This is a genomic window from Rhizobium sp. BK196, assembly GCF_014193255.1.
Classification (GTDB): Bacteria; Pseudomonadota; Alphaproteobacteria; order Rhizobiales; family Rhizobiaceae; genus Rhizobium.
Genome location: NZ_JACHZB010000010.1, coordinates 101600 through 118771, shown reverse-complemented (window position 1 = coordinate 118771; position 17172 = coordinate 101600). Strand labels below are relative to the sequence as shown.

16 protein-coding genes, 1 pseudogene and 1 riboswitch are annotated in these 17172 nt (G+C 59.9%); of the genes and pseudogenes, 7 read left to right on the top strand and 10 right to left on the bottom strand.

Features of this window, described 5'->3' with window-relative positions:
* Positions 1-105: 105 nt before the first annotated feature.
* The 10 genes and pseudogenes from FHT78_RS26360 to soxR form a co-directional block, all read right to left on the bottom strand.
* Positions 106-1765 (bottom strand): annotated as a pseudogene (locus FHT78_RS26360) (OFA family MFS transporter).
* A 92-nt stretch (positions 1766-1857) separates the two neighbouring features.
* A complete protein-coding gene (locus tag FHT78_RS26355; RefSeq protein WP_183749510.1) occupies positions 1858-2103 on the bottom strand; it encodes a formate dehydrogenase subunit delta in 246 nt (81 codons plus the stop codon).
* Positions 2093-2920: a formate dehydrogenase accessory sulfurtransferase FdhD gene (fdhD, locus tag FHT78_RS26350; RefSeq protein ID WP_183749509.1), complete on the bottom strand. Its 828-nt coding sequence runs from the start codon at positions 2918-2920 to the stop codon at positions 2093-2095. Before fdhD ends, FHT78_RS26355 begins: the two co-directional genes overlap by 11 nt.
* The gene (fdhF, locus tag FHT78_RS26345) at positions 2920-5799 is read right to left on the bottom strand and encodes a formate dehydrogenase subunit alpha (protein ID WP_183749508.1); all 2880 of its coding nucleotides are present in this window, start codon (positions 5797-5799) and stop codon (positions 2920-2922) included. The genes fdhD and fdhF overlap by 1 nt, the downstream gene beginning before the upstream one ends.
* Before the next feature lie 3 nt (positions 5800-5802).
* Positions 5803-7359: an NADH-quinone oxidoreductase subunit NuoF gene (locus FHT78_RS26340; RefSeq protein ID WP_183749507.1), complete on the bottom strand. Its 1557-nt coding sequence runs from the start codon at positions 7357-7359 to the stop codon at positions 5803-5805.
* Positions 7356-7835, bottom strand: a complete 480-nt coding sequence (locus FHT78_RS26335) for a formate dehydrogenase subunit gamma (RefSeq protein WP_183749506.1) — start codon at positions 7833-7835, stop codon at positions 7356-7358. The genes FHT78_RS26340 and FHT78_RS26335 overlap by 4 nt, the downstream gene beginning before the upstream one ends.
* A gap of 134 nt (positions 7836-7969) precedes the next feature.
* Positions 7970-8863, bottom strand: coding sequence for a LysR family transcriptional regulator (locus FHT78_RS26330; protein ID WP_183749505.1), 894 nt, complete (start codon positions 8861-8863; stop codon positions 7970-7972).
* Between the two features lie 73 nt (positions 8864-8936).
* Positions 8937-9278 carry a metalloregulator ArsR/SmtB family transcription factor gene (locus FHT78_RS26325; RefSeq protein ID WP_183749504.1) on the bottom strand — a complete coding sequence of 114 codons (342 nt, stop codon included), beginning with the start codon at positions 9276-9278 and terminating at the stop codon, positions 8937-8939.
* Between the two features lie 101 nt (positions 9279-9379).
* Positions 9380-10150: an SDR family oxidoreductase gene (locus tag FHT78_RS26320; RefSeq protein ID WP_183749503.1), complete on the bottom strand. Its 771-nt coding sequence runs from the start codon at positions 10148-10150 to the stop codon at positions 9380-9382.
* A gap of 88 nt (positions 10151-10238) precedes the next feature.
* Positions 10239-10703 carry a redox-sensitive transcriptional activator SoxR gene (gene soxR, locus FHT78_RS26315; RefSeq protein ID WP_183749502.1) on the bottom strand — a complete coding sequence of 155 codons (465 nt, stop codon included), beginning with the start codon at positions 10701-10703 and terminating at the stop codon, positions 10239-10241.
* A gap of 81 nt (positions 10704-10784) precedes the next feature.
* Between soxR and FHT78_RS26310 the strand changes: the two genes are divergently transcribed.
* From FHT78_RS26310 to FHT78_RS26280, 7 genes are all read left to right on the top strand, one after another.
* Positions 10785-11360, top strand: a complete 576-nt coding sequence (locus FHT78_RS26310; RefSeq protein ID WP_183749501.1) for an NAD(P)H-dependent oxidoreductase — start codon at positions 10785-10787, stop codon at positions 11358-11360.
* Positions 11361-11533: 173 nt separating this feature from the next.
* Positions 11534-11648: riboswitch (TPP riboswitch) on the top strand.
* On the top strand, positions 11638-12246 hold the full coding sequence (locus FHT78_RS26305) for a YkoF family thiamine/hydroxymethylpyrimidine-binding protein (protein WP_183749500.1): 609 nt from the start codon (positions 11638-11640) through the stop codon (positions 12244-12246). Its footprint overlaps the riboswitch before it by 11 nt.
* Before the next feature lie 14 nt (positions 12247-12260).
* Positions 12261-13052, top strand: a complete 792-nt coding sequence (locus FHT78_RS26300) for an ABC transporter permease (protein ID WP_183749499.1) — start codon at positions 12261-12263, stop codon at positions 13050-13052.
* Entirely contained in the window at positions 13049-13804 is a 756-nt protein-coding gene (locus tag FHT78_RS26295; RefSeq protein WP_183749498.1) for an ABC transporter ATP-binding protein, read from the top strand. The genes FHT78_RS26300 and FHT78_RS26295 overlap by 4 nt, the downstream gene beginning before the upstream one ends.
* A gap of 7 nt (positions 13805-13811) precedes the next feature.
* On the top strand, positions 13812-14819 hold the full coding sequence (locus FHT78_RS26290; RefSeq protein WP_183749497.1) for an ABC transporter substrate-binding protein: 1008 nt from the start codon (positions 13812-13814) through the stop codon (positions 14817-14819).
* Between the two features lie 65 nt (positions 14820-14884).
* Positions 14885-16096 (top strand): acyltransferase, encoded by a 1212-nt coding sequence (locus tag FHT78_RS26285; protein ID WP_183749496.1) that lies wholly within the window; start codon positions 14885-14887, stop codon positions 16094-16096.
* A 222-nt stretch (positions 16097-16318) separates the two neighbouring features.
* Positions 16319-16996, top strand: a complete 678-nt coding sequence (locus FHT78_RS26280) for a sugar transferase (RefSeq protein WP_246715427.1) — start codon at positions 16319-16321, stop codon at positions 16994-16996.
* The last annotated feature ends 176 nt before the right edge of the window (positions 16997-17172 follow it).

The following is a 17172-nucleotide window of genomic DNA, read 5'->3' as shown; positions in this document are numbered from 1 at the left end:
CAAGATCGTTCCTGCAAATGATCCTCCTAAAAACCGGGCGGGAAGCAGGCCTCCCGCCCGGTCTCCTCCAACTCCAATCTCCCTACAGCTCCCGCAAGGGAGCTGTCAGCCGAACAATGCCAGGGTCGCCTTCAGTGTGACCCAGACGCCCCAGAGCAGCGGAATGCCGACCACAGCCCAGGCAAGCGCCGCCTTGGCGTCGAGGCCGCCCGTGCCAATGCCGAAAGAGCCTGTGGGGCCTGCGTTGGCCGCAGCGCTCCTCGCCTGAAATGCAGCGACTTCATCATCCGACATGAACCATTTGTCGGAGAGCGGCCGGACGAACGCATTCGCGATCAGGCCGAGCGCCAGCATGCAGGCGAGAATGTACATCGTGCCCGTATAGAGCGCCGGTCCGGGCTCCACGCCAGCAGCGATCTGTGCTTCGCGGATATAGTTGACGACGACAGGCCCGACGATCCCCGCTGTTGCCCAGGCCGTTAACAGGCGGCCGTGAATAGCGCCGACGAACTGCGTGCCGAAGATATCGGCGAGATAGGCGGGGATAGTTGCGAAGCCACCGCCATACATCGACAGGATGATGCCGAAGGCAAGCACGAAGAGGGCCTTGTTGCCCATATCTGCCAGTGTCGGAGCCGCGGCGTAAAGCACGATGCCGAGGATGAAGAAAGTATAATAGGTATTCTTGCGGCCGATCTTATCGGACAGCGAAGCCCAGAAGAACCGGCCGCCGATATTGAAGAGCGAGAGCAGACCGGCAAAGCCGGCAGCAATCGTCGCAATTGACGCCTTCTGACCGGCATCAAGCTGCGCAAAGCCGATATCCGGCAACCCAATCAGCGAACCGGCGAAGATTTCCTGCAGCATCGGCGAAGCCATGCCGATAACGCCGATACCAGCCGATACATTGAGGCAGAGCACCGCCCAGATCAACCAGAACTGCTTCGTCTTGTGGGCATCGCGCAGATGCACGTGCTTGGTCGTGATCATCGTGCTTTTGGCGGCAGGTGGTGTCCAGCCTTCCGGACGCCAGCCGGCCGGCGGAAATGCGATAGCCGAAGGCACCGCCGATCATGAAGACGAAATAGATGGCCGCCATGACGAGGAAAGTCTGCCAGACGCCGACGGACGTATCCGTCTTGAAGCTGTTCATCAGCAGGTTGGCCAGCGGAGCGCCGATCATCGCGCCACCACCGAAGCCCATGATCGCCATGCCGGTTGCCATACCGCGTCGGTCCGGAAACCATTTGATAAGCGTCGAAACCGGTGAAATGTAGCCGAGACCGAGGCCGATGCCGCCGATCACACCGGCACCGATCCACATGATCCAGAGCTGATGCGAAATGACGCCGAAAGCTGCGATGATGATGCCGCCGCACCAGCAGCAGGCCGAGACGACACCCGCCTTGCGCGGACCGACCCGTTCCAGCCAGCCGCCCCAGATGGCAGCGGACGAACCGAGCAGTACAAAGAAGAGCGTATAGATCCAGCCGAGGTCGGCAACGCGCCAGTCGCAGGTCGTGGTGAAGAGCGCCGATACCAGCGTCAGATCCGGGCAGGCCGTCGAAGCGGTAATGCCGAGGGATTTTGACAGCGGCAGCCAGAATACGCTGAAGCCATAGGCCATGCCGATGCAAAGATGGATGGCGAGCGCGGCCGGCGGTACGAGCCACCGGTTGAAGCCGGGCCTTGCGATGATCCTTTCGCGATCCAGCAGGCCCGCGCCTGCCGGAATTCCGCCTGAACTTGTATCCGCTGCAGTCATGAACAACTCCTCCTTGATTCAGACCTTGCTGTCACAAGCGCACATGCAAGCGGGCTTATCCGGCCTCGCCTCTTTCATGCGCCGATGTTGGTTTATCGAAGCGGTTGTTCTGCCGGCTCCGGTTTGCGGATCAGAGGAACGGCCTGCAGCACGAGCGCGTCGAGGCCATTGTCTTGCTTTTCCAGGATTTCGAAGAGTTGTCGCCGCATACGCGGCTCCCAAAATTTGTTGATATGCGTCGCCACCCCCTGCGCAGCCTCGCTTTCGGGCTGGGTCTTGAAGAAGGTTGCGATCTGGTTTGCCATATAGACAAGCTTGGTCTTGGTATCATGCGACATCGGCGATGCTTCCGGGCGACAGGCGATGTGGGTGGGTGAAAATCTCGAAATCCTCGCCGCGCACGAGGGCGACAAGCGTCATGCCGGCTTCCTCGGCAGTGCGGATGGCAAGTGCCGTCGGCGCGGAAATGGCGATCAGTACGGGCGCGCCGAGGATCGCCGTCTTCTGGACCATTTCGACGGAGAGGCGGCTGGTAACGGCGACAGCGCCTGACGCGCCCGTACCGCCGGCTCTGATGACGGCTCCGCAGAGCTTGTCGAGCGCATTGTGCCGGCCGACATCCTCACGCACGGCGATCAATCCCTTACCGGGAACATAGAAGCCAGCCCCATGAACTGCCCGCGTCTCGCGATGCAGCGGCTGGGAATCGTTGAGCAGCGCGATCGCTTGCACAATATCGGCATGCGACAATGACAGCCCGACCTTGGAAACGTCAGGCACTTTGCGGACTGCCTGCTCGATCGATTCGATACCGCAGAGGCCGCAACCGACGGGGCCGGCCATGCTCCGCCTGCGCCTTCTCAGCGCATCCTCGACGTCGTCGAGAAGCGTCACCTGGACGTCGATACCTTTCTCGTCTTCGAGGAGTTCGATACCGGCGACCTGACTGCGATCAGTGATAATGCCTTCCGTCAGGCTGAAACCGACAGCAAAATCCTCGAGATCGGCAGGCGTGCCCATCATGACCGCATGCGAGCTGCCGCCATAGGAAAATGCGATCGGTACTTCCTCGGGCACGATGCGCTCGCCCCGCACCATGATGCCGTCCCTTCGGGCGATCTCCGTCACGCCTATGCGGGTCGGCCTTTGCGTCATTATTCCGCCGCCTCCATCTTGCTGGCGATGCGGCGGGACTGACGGGCCTGCTCGTCATACTCGACCTGCCACTCGGACGGGCCATTGGAGGGCGAGACCTGCACCGCCGTCACCTTGTATTCCGGGCAGTTGGTTGCCCAGTCGGAGAAGTCGGTTGTGATGACGTTTGCCTGCGTATCCGGATGATGGAAGGTCGTATAGACGACTCCCGGTGCTACGCGATCGGTGATCAATGCGCGAAGCGTCGTATCGCCCGAGCGGCTGCCAAGTTTTACCCAGTCGCCATCGCGGATGCCGCGCTGCTCGGCATCATGCGGGTGTATCTCCAGCCTGTCTTCGGAATGCCAGACGACATTATCGGTGCGCCGTGTCTGCGCCCCGACATTATACTGGCTGAGAATACGCCCGGTGGTGAGAAGCAGCGGGAAGCGCGGACCGGTGCGCTCGTCGGTCGCGACGTATTCCGTACGGATGAACTTGCCCTTGCCGCGCACGAACCCGTCCACATGCATGATCGGCGAACCGAGCGGATGCGCCTCGTTGCAAGGCCATTGAACCGAGCCCATCTTTTCGAGATAGTTGTAAGAGACCGAAGCGAAGCTCGGCGTCGTCGCGGCAATCTCGTCCATGATCTCGGACGGATGCGCATAGTGCCAGTCGAGGCCCATGGCCTGAGCGAGCTTCTGCGTCACTTCCCAGTCGGCATAGCCGTTGCGCGGCGTCATGACCTTGCGCACGCGGTTGATGCGGCGCTCGGCATTCGTGAAGGTGCCGTCCTTTTCGAGGAAAGTCGAACCCGGCAGGAAGACATGCGCATAGTTCGCCGTCTCGTTCAGGAAGAGATCCTGCACGACGACGCATTCCATCGCGGCAAGACCGGCGGCGACATGTTTGGTATCGGGATCGGACTGCAGGATGTCCTCGCCCTGGATATAGATACCCTTGAAGGAGCCGTCGACGGCAGCATCCAGCATATTCGGAATACGCAGGCCCGGCTCGTTGTTGAGCTTCACGCCCCAGAGCTTTTCGAAAATATCGCGCGTCGCATCGTCTGAGATGTGGCGATACCCCGGCAGCTCATGCGGGAAGGATCCCATGTCGCAGGAGCCCTGCACATTGTTCTGGCCGCGCAGCGGATTCACGCCGACGCCGGGACGGCCGATATTGCCGGTCGCCATGGCAAGATTGGCGATCGCCATGACCGTCGTCGAGCCCTGGCTGTGTTCGGTCACGCCGAGACCGTAATAGATGGCGCCATTGCCGCCGGTCGCGAAAAGCCGGGCAGCACCGCGCAGATCTTCCGGCTTCACGCCGGTAAACTTCTCCACGGCTTCCGGGCTATGCTGCGGCTCGGCGACAAAAGCCGCCCAATCCTCGAACTCTGACCAGTCGCAGCGCTCGCGGATGAATTTCTCATCGTAGAGACCTTCGGTCACGATCACATGCGCAAGCGCCGTCATGATTGCGACATTGGTGCCGGGCTTCAGCGGCAGATGGAAAGATGCCTCCACATGCGGCGAGCGAATAATATCGATACGACGCGGATCGATGACAATAAGCTTGGCACCCTGCCGCAGCCGCTTCTTCAGACGCGAAGCGAAGACGGGATGGCCATCGGTCGGATTAGCACCGATGATGACGACCACATCGGACTGCTCGACGCTGTCGAAATTCTGCGTGCCGGCCGAGGTGCCGAAAGCCTGACCGAGACCATAACCTGTCGGCGAATGGCAGACGCGGGCGCAGGTATCGACATTATTGTTGCCGAAGCCGGCGCGAACCAGCTTCTGGACAAGATAAGTCTCTTCATTGGTGCAGCGGGACGATGTGATACCGCCGATCGCTTCGCGGCCATATTGATACTGGATGCGGCGAAATTCGGAGGCGACATGCGCATAGGCCTCATCCCACGTCACCTCACGCCAGGGATCAGTCACTTTCTCGCGGATCATCGGATTGAGGATGCGGTCTTTGTGCGTCGAGTAGCCGTAGGCGAAGCGGCCTTTGACGCAGGAATGGCCGCGGTTTGCCTGACCGTCCTTCCACGGCACCATGCGCACCAGCTCCTCGCCGCGCATTTCCGCCTTGAAGGAGCAGCCGACGCCGCAATAGGCGCAGGTGGTAACAACCGAATGTTCCGGCTGGCCGATGCGGATGACCGATTTTTCCGTCAGCGTCGCCGTCGGGCAGGCCTGCACGCAGGCGCCGCAGGATACGCATTCGGAATCCACAAAATGCTCGTGCATACCAGGCGAAACGCTCGAACTGAAACCGCGCCCTTCGATCGTCAGTGCAAAGGTACCCTGCACCTCCTCGCAGGCGCGCACGCAGCGGGAGCAAACGATGCACTTCGACGGATCAAAGGTGAAGTACGGATTGGACTCGTCCTTCGGCATCCATTTCAGATTGATCTCGCCATTATTGCGGGCCTTGACGTGGTTGTCGCCCTCATAGCCGTAACGCACGTCGCGAAGACCAACGGCGCCTGCCATATCCTGCAGCTCGCAATCACCATTGGCCGCACAGGTCAGACAGTCGAGCGGATGGTCGGAGATATAAAGCTCTATGACGCCGCGGCGGATATTCTTCAACCGCTCCGTCTGCGTATGGACGACGATGCCCGAAGCCACCGGCGTGGTGCAGGAGGCCGGCGTTCCGTTGCGGCCGTCGATCTCGATCAGACAGAGACGGCAGGAACCGAAGGCATCGACCATATCGGTCGCGCAGAGCTTCGGCACCTCGATGCCGGCCTCCATCGAGGCGCGCATGATCGAGGTCCCCTCAGGAACCGTCACCTGCCGGCCGTCGATGGTCAGCGTCACCATCGTTTCGGATTTCGAAGCCGGCGTTCCGTAGTCGATTTCGTGAACAAGAGACATGATCTATTCGGCCGCTTCTATCAGAGGAGTCGGAGCAAAATCTTCGGGAAAGTGCGTCATGGCGCTCATGACGGGATAGGGCGTGAAGCCGCCGAGCGCGCAGAGCGAACCGAATTTCATCGTATTGCAGAGATCGGCCAACAGCTCGCGGTTCTTTTCCGGATCGATGCCTTGCGCGATCTTGTCGGCCGTTTCGACGCCGCGTGTCGAGCCGATGCGGCAGGGCGTGCACTTGCCGCAGCTTTCCACCGCGCAGAATTCCATTGCGAAACGCGCCTGCTTCAGCATATCGGCAGTATCGTCGAAGACGACGAGACCGGCATGGCCGATTAGGCCGTCCTTGGCTGCAAAGGCCTCGTAGTCGAGCGGCGTGTCGAAGAGCGCGCGCGGGAAATAAGCTCCGAGCGGCCCGCCCACCTGCACCGCTTTCACCGGCCGGCCGGACGCCGTACCCCCGCCGATCTTCTCGACGATATCGCCGAGCGACAGGCCGAAGGCGGTTTCATAGAGACCGCGATATTTCACATTGCCGGCGATCTGCAGCGGAATGGTGCCCCGCGACCGGCCCATGCCGAAATCGCGATAGAAGACAGCCCCCTTTTCCATGATCACAGGCACAGAGGCGAGCGAGATGACGTTATTGATGACGGTCGGACAGTCAAACAGGCCCTGATGCGCCGGCAGCGGCGGCTTGGCGCGCACGACGCCCCGCTTGCCTTCAAGGCTGTTGAGCAGCGCCGTCTCCTCGCCGCAGACGTAGGCGCCCGCACCGGTGCGGATCTCCATGTCGAAGGTCTTGCCGGAGCCGAGCACCGAGGTGCCGAGAATGCCGGCCTTGCGGGCAATCTTCACCGCCTCCGTCATCGTGGCGATCGCATGCGGATATTCCGAGCGCGTATAGACGAAGCCTTTCGCAGCACCCGTCGCAAGCCCGGCAATTGCCATGCCTTCGATGAGCACGAAGGGGTCACCTTCCATGATCATCCTGTCGGCGAAGGTGCCGCTGTCGCCCTCATCTGCATTGCAGACGATATATTTGCGCGTACCCGCCGCATCGAGCACCGTCTTCCATTTGATGCCGGTCGGAAAGCCTGCGCCGCCGCGGCCGCGAAGGCCGGAATCGGTGACTTCCTTGACGATATCGGCAGGCTGCATCGACGCTGCGCGGCGAAGACCGGCAAGCCCCCCATGCGCTTCGTAATCCTCAAGCGAAAGCGGATCGGTAATGCCGCAGCGGGCAAAGGTGAGACGCGTCTGGCCTTTTAGGAAAGGCAGGTCCTCGACCTCCTCAAGACAGAGCGCATGCGCCCCGCCGTCCAGCAGTCCCGCATCGAACAGCCCTGCGACATCCTTCGCCTTGACTGGCCCATAGCCGATTCGTTTCCCGGAAATCTCAACCTCGACCAACGGCTCCAGCCAGAACATTCCGCGCGAGCCGTTGCGCACGACGGTCGCATCGAGGCCGCGGGCGGCGATCTCCTGGGTAATCGCCTTTGCCACCTTCTCGGCCCCGAGCGAGAGCGCTGCGGCATCGCGCGGAACATAAATCTTCACAGTCATCGGCGCGCCTCCTCGACGAGCTCGGCCGCCAATTCGTCATCGACGCGGCCATGCACTTCGCCATCGAACATGGCGGCGGGCGCGCAGGCACAGAGACCGAGACAGTAGATAGGCTCCAGCGTGACGCTGCCGTCGAGTGTCGTCTGATGAAAATCGATGCCGAGCAGGGTCTTTATACGCTCGGCCAGTGCATCGCCACCCATCGACTGGCAGGCTTCGGCGCGACAGAGCTTCAGCACGTGTCGACCGGCAGGATGATCACGATAATCATGATAGAAGGTGACGACACCGTGGACCTCGGCGCGGGAAAGATTGAGCTCGTCAGCAATGACCGGCAGAGCCTCCTGCGGCACGTAACCGAACTGGTCCTGAACCTCATGCAGAATGGGGAGCAGTGGTCCTTCGAGGGATCGAAGATCAGCAACGATCGAGCGGATACGCTCGGCGATATCGCCCTGACCGATATGTATGTTCATCAGCAGCCCTCCCTTCGGCTTGCGCATTCGGTGAAACCGCAAACTCCCCATGCCATTGCGAATTCAATGGAACTGTCTCAGGGAAGCAGACTGCAATCAATAAAGCAGTCTTGTTGCTTGATAGCTTTTTCCTATCAAAGTTCCGCGTCTTCGACGAGTGTTCTTGCTTCATGCAACAAGGCGGAAACAAGCGGCGTGAAAGGCTCCCGATAGGGAGCGACAAGGCCGACGAGGTGGTGTGCCTCCGGCTCGACGATCGGGATCATCCGGATCTCGACAGGAAAACCGAACGATTTCGCGACATTATGGGGCATGATGCTTGCCCAGCGGCCGGTCCGCACGTGCGAAAAAAGCACGATCATCGAGTTCGATTCGAGTGTCGGATGGACTGTCGCGCCTGCTTCGGCCAAATGCCGGTTGATGATACGCCGGTTCTGCATGTCAGCCGTCAATAGGCAAAGCCGAAGATCACCCACTTCACGCCATGTCACACTATCGCGATCCGAGAGCGGACTGCCGGCGGCGGTGATGAGATTATAGCGTTCCGCATAGAGCGGCACCGAAGTGACGCGCCCGAGCGGCTCGTTTTCCAGATAGGTGATGCCGGCATCGATCTCGAGATTTTCGAGCATGCTCAGCACCTGCAGTGAATTGCGCGAGACGATGGAGAAGGTGACGTCGGGATGCCGTTCCTGGAAGGGCGTCGTGATTCGCGACAGCATGGCGAGCGCGGTCGGAATGGAGGCCAGGCGCAGATGGCCGGAGAGACCCTTGCGGGCGGCGCGCATTTCCTCGCGCATTGTGCGCGTATCGCCGACGATGCGCCGCGCCCATTCGAGCACGCGCTGCCCTTCCGGCGTCAATCCTTGAAAGCGGGAGCCGCGCTGCACCAGCATCACGCCCAGCTGATCTTCGAGCTGGCGAATGGCGGCCGAGAGCGTAGGTTGGGAAACGCCGCATTCCTCTGCCGCACGACCGAAATGTTTCTCGTTGGCGAGTGCGATGAAGAATTCCAGCTTGTCGATCATCCGGCCTCCCCGCCGAATTCGGGATAAGGCCTATCTTTGCGGGTTGACGACCGCTTCGCAAGAGCCAGCAGGCTCAGCTCGCCTCGGCAACCGGAAAGAGACTGAAAAGCGATTCGAGGAAAGCCATAATGCTTTCATTGCCCATGCTGTAATAGACGAGCCGTCCTTCGCGCCGCGTATTGACGAGACCTTCGAGCCTCAGCCGCGCAAGCTGCTGAGACACCATAGCTTGCTGTATACCAAGGATATCCTCGATCTCGCCAACCGTTTTTTCCCCTTCCGACAGGATACAGAGGATGAGCAACCGGGTCTGATGGGCTAGCGCCTTCAGGAGATCGCTCGCCTCGTGGGCTTTATCAGCAAGCTTCTGCAAGTCCTGGCTGGTCAGGCCCAGCTTCGGTTTAGGCAATGGCATTTGCTTCTCGGAAGGAGGTAATAGGGTAGATCAGTACAATATCATATTCGCAGAAACGAATTGGTCAAATGTTGTGAAACACCAAAAAAAGTCCAACTAAATCAGCAGATAAGCTGGCCGCCATTGATCTCCAGGACTTGACCTGTGATGTAACCGGAGAGCGACGGAGCCGCCAGGAAGAGATAGGCGGGAGCACAATCTTCCGACGTTCCAAGCCGCTGCAGCGGGATCGACTTGCGGGCCTGTTCCAGTTTTTCGCGGGATGAATAGCGTGCATGGAAATCGGTATCGATCGTACCGGGCGAGACGCAGTTGACCCTGATATTGTCGGGCGCGAGCTCACGGGCGAGCGCCTTCGAATAGGTTGCGACGAAGGCCTTTGATGCGGAATAGATCGCCGAACCCGGGCTTCCCCCCGTTAGCGCTGAAATCGAAACCGTGTTGACGATGGCGGCACCGTGCGCTGCCCGGAGCGCGGGAAGCAAGGCCCTCGTGAGCTCTACCACCGATGTCTGGTTGAGGCGTACGATGGTCTCATAATCGGCATCAGTCAGCTCGCCTGCGGGAAAACGGCCATGCATGGTGCCGGCATTGTTGATCAACACATGCACCCTGTCGAAGAAATCGAGTGCCTCTCCTGCAAACTTTGCAGCTCCGCCCGCCTGCAGGAAATCTGCCGACAACAGCAGGGCCCGGCGTTCCGATTCGGCGGTCAGGAGAAAATCCGGCAGTTCGCGCTCCCCATCGCGCCCGGTATGGACAAGCACGCGCGCACCGCAATCCAGAAACTGTCGGGCAACTTCGAGGCCGATACCGCGGCCAGCACCCGTCACGACGACATTGCGGTTTTCGAACAATTTGGGATGAAACACGAAGCTCTCCTCCTTGCGGGGCCGACCCCGCTGCGTGCGCTATCAGGCCTAACATATGCGGCCATCAGCCAAAAGAAAGTCCGAAGGTCTAGGCACCAGGGTCGAGAAGCCGCGCGCCGGCGCCTTGCCTGCCGAGCACGTCGAAGGGATTACGCAGCGGACAGGCGTCGATCGAGAGGCAACCACAGCCGATGCAGCTCGTCAGATGGTCGCGCAGCAGGCTGAGCTGCTTGATGCGTGCATCGAGATCATCCTTCCAGAGCGCCGACAGTTTCTGCCAGTCCTCGACTGTCGGCGTCCGGCTCTGCGGCAGGGTTTCGAAAGCGGTCTGGATTTCGGCAAGCGGGATGCCGACGCGTTGCGCCACCTTGATGATGCCGAGGCGCCGTAGCACATCGCGGCCATAGCGGCGCTGGTTGCCGCGGGTGCGGATGCTGGAGATCAGCCCCTTCGCCTCGTAGAAATGCAGCGCAGAAACCGCAAGTCCGCTGCGCTCCGCCACCTCGCCCACCGTCAGGAGCCTGCTCAAGGAGAATGCCGGTTTCTGCTGCATAGCCTATTGACCTCAATATTAGTTGAGGTTTTATAGACTGCGCTCCCGAGGCCGTAAAGCCGACATAAGAAGGAGCAATGCATGCAGAAACCCATGAGGCTTGCCATCATCTATGGCAGCACGCGCGAAGGGCGCACCTGCGACAGGGTGGTGAAATGGCTCGAAAGAGAACTCGCCCGCTTTCCGCAATTCGAGATCGACATCATCGACCCGCTGACATTTTCGCTGCCGCGAGAGCATGTACCGCATCATCCGGAGGCAACACGGCTTGCGGACAGGCTTCATCAAGCCGATGGTTTCATCCTCGTCACGCCGGAATACAACCACAGCTTCACCGCCTCCTTGAAATTCCTCATCGATCTGTTCGCTGAACCCTGGCACGGAAAGCCCATCGCCTTCGTCTGCTATGGCGGCATCTCCGGGGGATTGAGGGCCGTCGAACAGCTCCGCCTCGTCTTCGCGGAGCTTCACGCCGTCACGATCTGCGATGCCGTCAGCTTCACTTCCCCCTGGCGCCGTTTCGACAATGAAGGCTGGCTACAGGATTCGGAGGATGCGTTGCGCCGGCTTTCCCGAATGATGGCCCAGTTGCAATGGTGGACTGAAGCGCTGATCGCAGCCCGCAGCGACACGCCCTACGCCGGCATCGCCGCCTGAGACAACGACATCCGATTCCGTTTCTGGCAGGTACGGAACCGGCTGGACACCCGGACAGGACCTCCGTCCGGGTGTTTTCCTCCCAGCACCTGGTGCGTCCGAACCCTTACCGACCGTGCAGCCGGCTAGGAATTTTACGGTTGCGATATCGCAGGCCCGGTGATAGCTTCCGCCACAATTCACGGGGGAGCTCCGAATTGCCGGGGCTGAGATGTGAGGCGCATGCCTCCGGACCCTTCAAAGCTGATCTGGGTAATGCCAGCGGAGCGAGGTCCAAGTGTTTTCCGGCGCACAAGTGTCTCTATATCCGATGTCCGGCAATTTCGTCGGCATCATCCTTGAAGCGATCAAAGCTCTCGATCCCTATCGCGATCGTCTTCGCATCGAAACCGACGATATTTCCACGCTGATGGTCGGTCCGCCCGACGTGCTGTTTGCCGCCATGCGCGACCTCTTCGTCTCGGCTGCCGCAAGCGGCGAGCATTGCGTATTGTCCGCTGCGATCTCGCGGGGCTGCCCCGGCGAACCGGATGATGCAATCTGCGGCGCCGGCCTGTCCTCCAGCCGATCAGAGCCGCTCGCCGAGCGGATGGAAGCCGCGATCGCGGCAGTCAGGGATACGACCGAAACCGGTCAGCCAACGGCCGCCCAATTCTCTCTCTATGTCATGGGAACGGGCACTCATATGGACGAGATCTACGGCTGCATCGATTTTCTGAAGCGCTCGGGCACATTCGACCGCTCTAAGAATTTCTGCACCAAGCTGCGCGGTGATGCCGGTGCGATCTTCGCCACTATCCATGAAGCTTTCTATCGCTTTGGCGATCCCGAAGGTCATGTGACACTGGATATCACGGTCTCCGCGAACAGCCCGAGCAAAGCCTGAGACGCCGGACGGCAATGACCTTATCGAAACCGGATTCGACATTTGCGCCATTGAGGCGGGCCCTGCCCGCAATTCTTGCCGTGTTTGCCTTCCTGGCTGTCTGGGAGCTGTATGTCGATCTCTCCGGCATCAAGCCCTCCATCCTGCCCTCGCCTTCGCGGATCCTGACACAGGGCTGGCTGAACAGGCAGGCGCTGCTCGACAATACCTGGCCGACGCTTGGCGCGACGCTCGGCGGTTTCGCTTTGTCGCTGGTCTTCGCCTTCGCCTCGTCGGTCCTGATGGATTTCGTGCCCTTCATGCGCCGCGCCCTGCTGCCGCTCTTCATCGTCAGCCAGACATTGCCGCTAGTGGCAATCGCACCCCTGGTCGTACTCTGGTTCGGTTTCGGGATATTGCCAAAACTTCTGCTCGTCGCCCTCGTCACCTTCTTTCCGTTGCTGGTCGCCCTGCTGCAGGGTTATGAAGCGACGGACCGGGATATCGCCGAGCTTATGAGCTCCATGAAAGCGAGCCGCTGGCGCATCTTCTGCCTGGCGAGGCTCCCCTCCGCCATGCCCTTCTTCTTTGCCGGCCTACGCATTTCGATCACCTATGCTGTGGTCGGGGCCATCTTCGCCGAATATGCAGGCGCCGCACGTGGCCTCGGTATCTATATCCTCAATGCCAAGAACAATTTCCGGCCGGATCTCGTGCTTGCCGCCGTCATTGTTAGCGCCCTCCTGACCCTTTGCCTCTTCGGTCTCACGCTGGCGGTGCAGCGTTTCGTCATGCCCTGGCAATCTGCTGCGGAGAAACGCCCATGAGAGGAATGCTTGAGCTGAAGAACGTCTCGAAGTCCTTCGATGGCATGGAAGTGCTGAAGGACATTTCTCTTCATATCGCCAGAGGTGAATTCGTCTCGATCGTCGGCCCCTCCGGCTCCGGCAAGTCGACGATCCTGCGGCTGCTGACACAGGCGCTGCAGGCCGATAGAGGCGACATCCTTTTTGACGGCATGCCGCTCTTGCAAGCGCAGCACGTCTTCGCCTTCATGCCCCAGCGCGATGCGCTGATGCCGTGGCGAAGCGTCATCGACAATGCGATCCTTGGTCTCGAAGTGCACGGCATGCGCCGCAGCCAGGCGCGCGCCGTTGCAGCCCCTCTCTTTGAACGCTTCGGCCTTGCCGGTTTCGAAAATCACTATCCCGTGGCCCTCTCAGGCGGCATGCGCCAGCGGGCGGCCCTGTTGCGCACGGTGATCCAGCGGCAGGACATGCTGCTGCTCGACGAGCCCTTCGGGGCACTCGACGCGCTGACCCGCACCCAGATGCAGGAATGGCTGCAGGGCATGTGGACCGATCATCGCTGGACGGCCCTGCTGATCACCCATGATGTGCGGGAAGCCGTTTTCCTGTCTGACCGTATCTATGTGCTTTCCGCCCGCCCGGCGGCCGTGATCAGGGAATTCGAAGTGCCGCTGAAAAGGCCGCGTACGCTTGCCGATCTCGGCTCCCCGGCCGCCCAGGCGATCGAAACCGAAATTCTTCAAACATTGCTGCATCCGCAAAGAACCTGAGGAGGTTATGATGCTTCTCACCCGCCGACAGACCCTTTTTGCCGCCATGGCCGCAAGCCTCGCCGGCCGCACTGCCTTCGCCCAATCCGCCGCAAAGGTGCGTATCGCGCTCGACTGGACACCGAACACCAATCATATCGGCATCTATGTCGCCAAGGCCAAAGGCTTCTATGAGGCCACCGGCCTCGACGTCGAGATCCTGCCCTATGCCGATACCAGCGCCGGCACGCTGGTCGCGAACGGCGTTGCCGATTTCGGCATTTGCGGAGAGATCGAGGCCTTTACCCAGCGCGCCGCCGGCGCTGATGTGAAACTCGTCTATGCCGTCGTGCAGACGGAAACCGGCAGGCTGATCTTCAAGGGCGGCCGCAACGATATCAAAAGTCCCAAGGATCTTGACGGAAAAACCTATGGCGGCTTCGGCGGCGCATGGGAGGAGGCGCTCGTCTCCGCGATGATTCGCAACGACGGCGGCAAGGGCACCTTCCAGAATGTCACGCTCGGCACCTCGGCCTATGAGGCGCTCGACAACGGCGCCGTAGACTTCACGCTGGAAATCTACACCTGGGAGGGTATCGCGGCGCAGCTGGAGAACCGGCAGGTCGGCCGCTGGCGCTACAGAGACTACGGCATTCCCGACGAACAGACGACCGCGATCGCTTCCAGCGACGCCTATCTCTCGGCCAATCCGCAAAATGCCCGCGCCTTCATCCAGGCAACGCTCAAGGGCTACGCCTATTCGGTCGACAATCCGGACGAGGCCTGTGACCTTCTGATTGCCGGCAGCAACGGCGCATTGCTGAATACCGAACTCGTCAAGGCATCACAAAAGGCGCTGGTCGAAGGCCATTTCCTCAAGGGCGACAACGGCACGATCGGCGTCGTCGATCCGGCCAAGGCAGAAGCGATCGGCACTTTTCTGTTCGATCATGGCATCCTGCTCGATGCCAATGGTGCAGCGCTGAAGGAAAAGCCCGACTTTTCCAGCTATTACACCAACGATCTGCTTGGCTGAGACGACCCTGCCCTTGCCGGCAGCAGCTTTCCGCTGCAAAGTCCGGCAAGGAGCGAGGGAGTGACATGCAGCAGCAGGACCGGATGGCCGGAGCGGATTTCTTGCGTGCAGCCGCCTGCCTGCTGGTTCTCATCCATCATCTCATTCTGCGCGTCGATCTCAACAAGACCGAGGGATGGCAGCCGATGCTGACCGCCCTGCGTTTCGGCAATTTCGGCGTCGCCATCTTCTTCATCCTGAGCGGCTTCCTGCTGGCCCTGCCGTTCTGGCGCTCCCTCGATGCCGGTTGCGCCATGCCTGACCTGCGCACCTATGTGCTGCGTCGCGCGGCCCGCATCATACCCGGTTATTGGGTAGCTTTGACGGCGGGCTTCATCCTCAGCGTCACACTGCTTGGGCATGCACTGACGCCGGAACTCGTTATGCGCTATATCAGCGGGCTCTTCTTCATGAATCAGTGGCAGTGGCGCACTTTCTTTCCTGTCGAAGGCAACGGCCCGCTCTGGTCCATATCTTTCGAAGTAACGAGCTATATCCTGCTGCCGCTTGGTTTCCTCTGGCTTTTCGCTATCCCGGAAAAACACCGTTCTCCGCTCCTCACGCGCCTTGCCTGGCTCGGCATCATTGCCGCGACCCTGCTTGCCCACGAGGCCTTCCGCACGCTTGTTCCCCCCAATGAGATAGACCGCGGCTGGCAATATGGCATGCAAGGCGGCGCGAAGGAGTGGATGCCCAACTACAATCCCATCGGCTTTTTCGCCATTTTTGCGCTCGGTTCATTCGCAGCCGGCATTCAGATTCTGCTGCCGCGAAAGCCTCGCATCTGGTTCGACATCATCGCATTCGCCTGCCTGGCCGCTGCCGCCCTACACTTTCCGCTTTCGACAGGTGGACCTTGGGAAGCCTATGGACGGCTCGGAATCCCCTACGCCTTTCCGCTGTTTCCGGTTCTGATCGCTGTCGCGCTTGTGGCCCTCTCGCGCTCCGTGCTGCTCGCGGTATTGCTCGACAATACTTTCATACGCTTCACGGCAACCGTCTCATTCGGCATCTATATCTGGCAGGACATCGTTCTGACGTCGATTCAAACGATCGCTCCGGCCGTATTCGGGATCGGCAAAGACGACCCGCTGCGAGACTGGTTTATTGGTTGCGCATTTGCGAGCGCGATCATTTTTCTTCTCGCAAGCCTCAGTTATTTCGCTCTCGAACGACAGGTAATACGTCATGCCGCACGCATAACGCGTAAAGATTCAGTCGTTACTCAATATAGTTAGTACAAACTCACGAAAAAATGTCGGGGACATATTTCGAAATACTCCCAAATTTGGCTCGATTATGGTTACGAAAACAATAAGGAAGCTCGTGACAAATTGATCTAGCCCATGTATTTGTGCCGGCGCGGTGCATAATGTGAGTATTTCTACGGACGTTGCTTAATGAATGTGTTTACGCCGAACAAGTTTCAAGACACGGCTTTCTCTGCAAAAGCAGTGAGGATGAAGGCTTTCGATGCAGCGAATTCCAATATTCGCCAGCCCCAAAGCTTTGCCTCGTTAAGTGGCCGGAGCAGGCTTCAGTTTGGCTTGAAGAGGGCTTTCGACATTTTCGGTGCCACAAGCGCGCTGGTCATCCTATTTCCCGTTCTTCTGACGATCGCTCTTTTTATCGTGATCGACGACGGCGGGCCGGTGTTTTTCCGGCAGATTCGCTGGGGTCTGAAGGGTAGCAAAATCACAGTCTACAAGTTCCGCTCCATGCGGGTGGATCTCTGCGATCCCACCGGCGTCGAACAGACCGTCAAGGGTGATCGGCGCGTAACGCGGATCGGCGCCTTCCTGCGCAAGACCAACATCGATGAGCTGCCGCAGCTTCTCAACGTCATCAAGGGCGATATGTCGCTTATCGGCCCCCGCTGCCACGCTATAAACATGCGCGCTGCCGGCATGCTCTACGAGGAGCTGGTTCCCGACTATCATTACCGCCATCTGATGCGGCCGGGCATTACCGGCCTCGCCCAGACGCGCGGCTGGCGCGGCCCGACAGAGCGCCCGACGGAGGCCCGCGCCCGCATCGCTAGCGATATCTATTACATCAGAAATTTCAGCCTCTGGCTGGATCTGAAGATCCTGTTCCGCACATTGCTGTCCGAACTGCGCGGGGGAACCGGCTTCTAAAGCAGTTCCAGCAAAAGTGCATAGGGGCTTTGCCCCCGGAAATGCATAAAAAATAAAGAGATGGAGCTTTCCGTGACTCGGAGGAAAAACGGAAATGCCATGAGAATTTCCTTTAAGGAACGCTCCGGGTACAGGCGGTCAAAAGCCACCCTTTCGTTTCTGTAATCTCCACGCGG

Coding starts and splice junctions, on each gene's coding strand:
- fdhD (WP_183749509.1), bottom strand. CDS start 2,920: ATGACGCAAAGGCCGACCCGCATAGGCGTGACGGAGATCGCCCGAAGG.
- FHT78_RS26300 (WP_183749499.1), top strand. CDS start 12,261: ATGACCTTATCGAAACCGGATTCGACATTTGCGCCATTGAGGCGGGCC.
- FHT78_RS26335 (WP_183749506.1), bottom strand. CDS start 7,835: ATGAACATACATATCGGTCAGGGCGATATCGCCGAGCGTATCCGCTCG.
- FHT78_RS26355 (WP_183749510.1), bottom strand. CDS start 2,103: ATGTCGCATGATACCAAGACCAAGCTTGTCTATATGGCAAACCAGATC.
- soxR (WP_183749502.1), bottom strand. CDS start 10,703: ATGCAGCAGAAACCGGCATTCTCCTTGAGCAGGCTCCTGACGGTGGGC.
- FHT78_RS26285 (WP_183749496.1), top strand. CDS start 14,885: ATGCAGCAGCAGGACCGGATGGCCGGAGCGGATTTCTTGCGTGCAGCC.
- FHT78_RS26280 (WP_246715427.1), top strand. CDS start 16,319: ATGAAGGCTTTCGATGCAGCGAATTCCAATATTCGCCAGCCCCAAAGC.
- FHT78_RS26330 (WP_183749505.1), bottom strand. CDS start 8,863: ATGATCGACAAGCTGGAATTCTTCATCGCACTCGCCAACGAGAAACAT.
- FHT78_RS26310 (WP_183749501.1), top strand. CDS start 10,785: ATGCAGAAACCCATGAGGCTTGCCATCATCTATGGCAGCACGCGCGAA.
- FHT78_RS26290 (WP_183749497.1), top strand. CDS start 13,812: ATGATGCTTCTCACCCGCCGACAGACCCTTTTTGCCGCCATGGCCGCA.
- FHT78_RS26295 (WP_183749498.1), top strand. CDS start 13,049: ATGAGAGGAATGCTTGAGCTGAAGAACGTCTCGAAGTCCTTCGATGGC.
- FHT78_RS26325 (WP_183749504.1), bottom strand. CDS start 9,278: ATGCCATTGCCTAAACCGAAGCTGGGCCTGACCAGCCAGGACTTGCAG.
- fdhF (WP_183749508.1), bottom strand. CDS start 5,799: ATGTCTCTTGTTCACGAAATCGACTACGGAACGCCGGCTTCGAAATCC.
- FHT78_RS26340 (WP_183749507.1), bottom strand. CDS start 7,359: ATGACTGTGAAGATTTATGTTCCGCGCGATGCCGCAGCGCTCTCGCTC.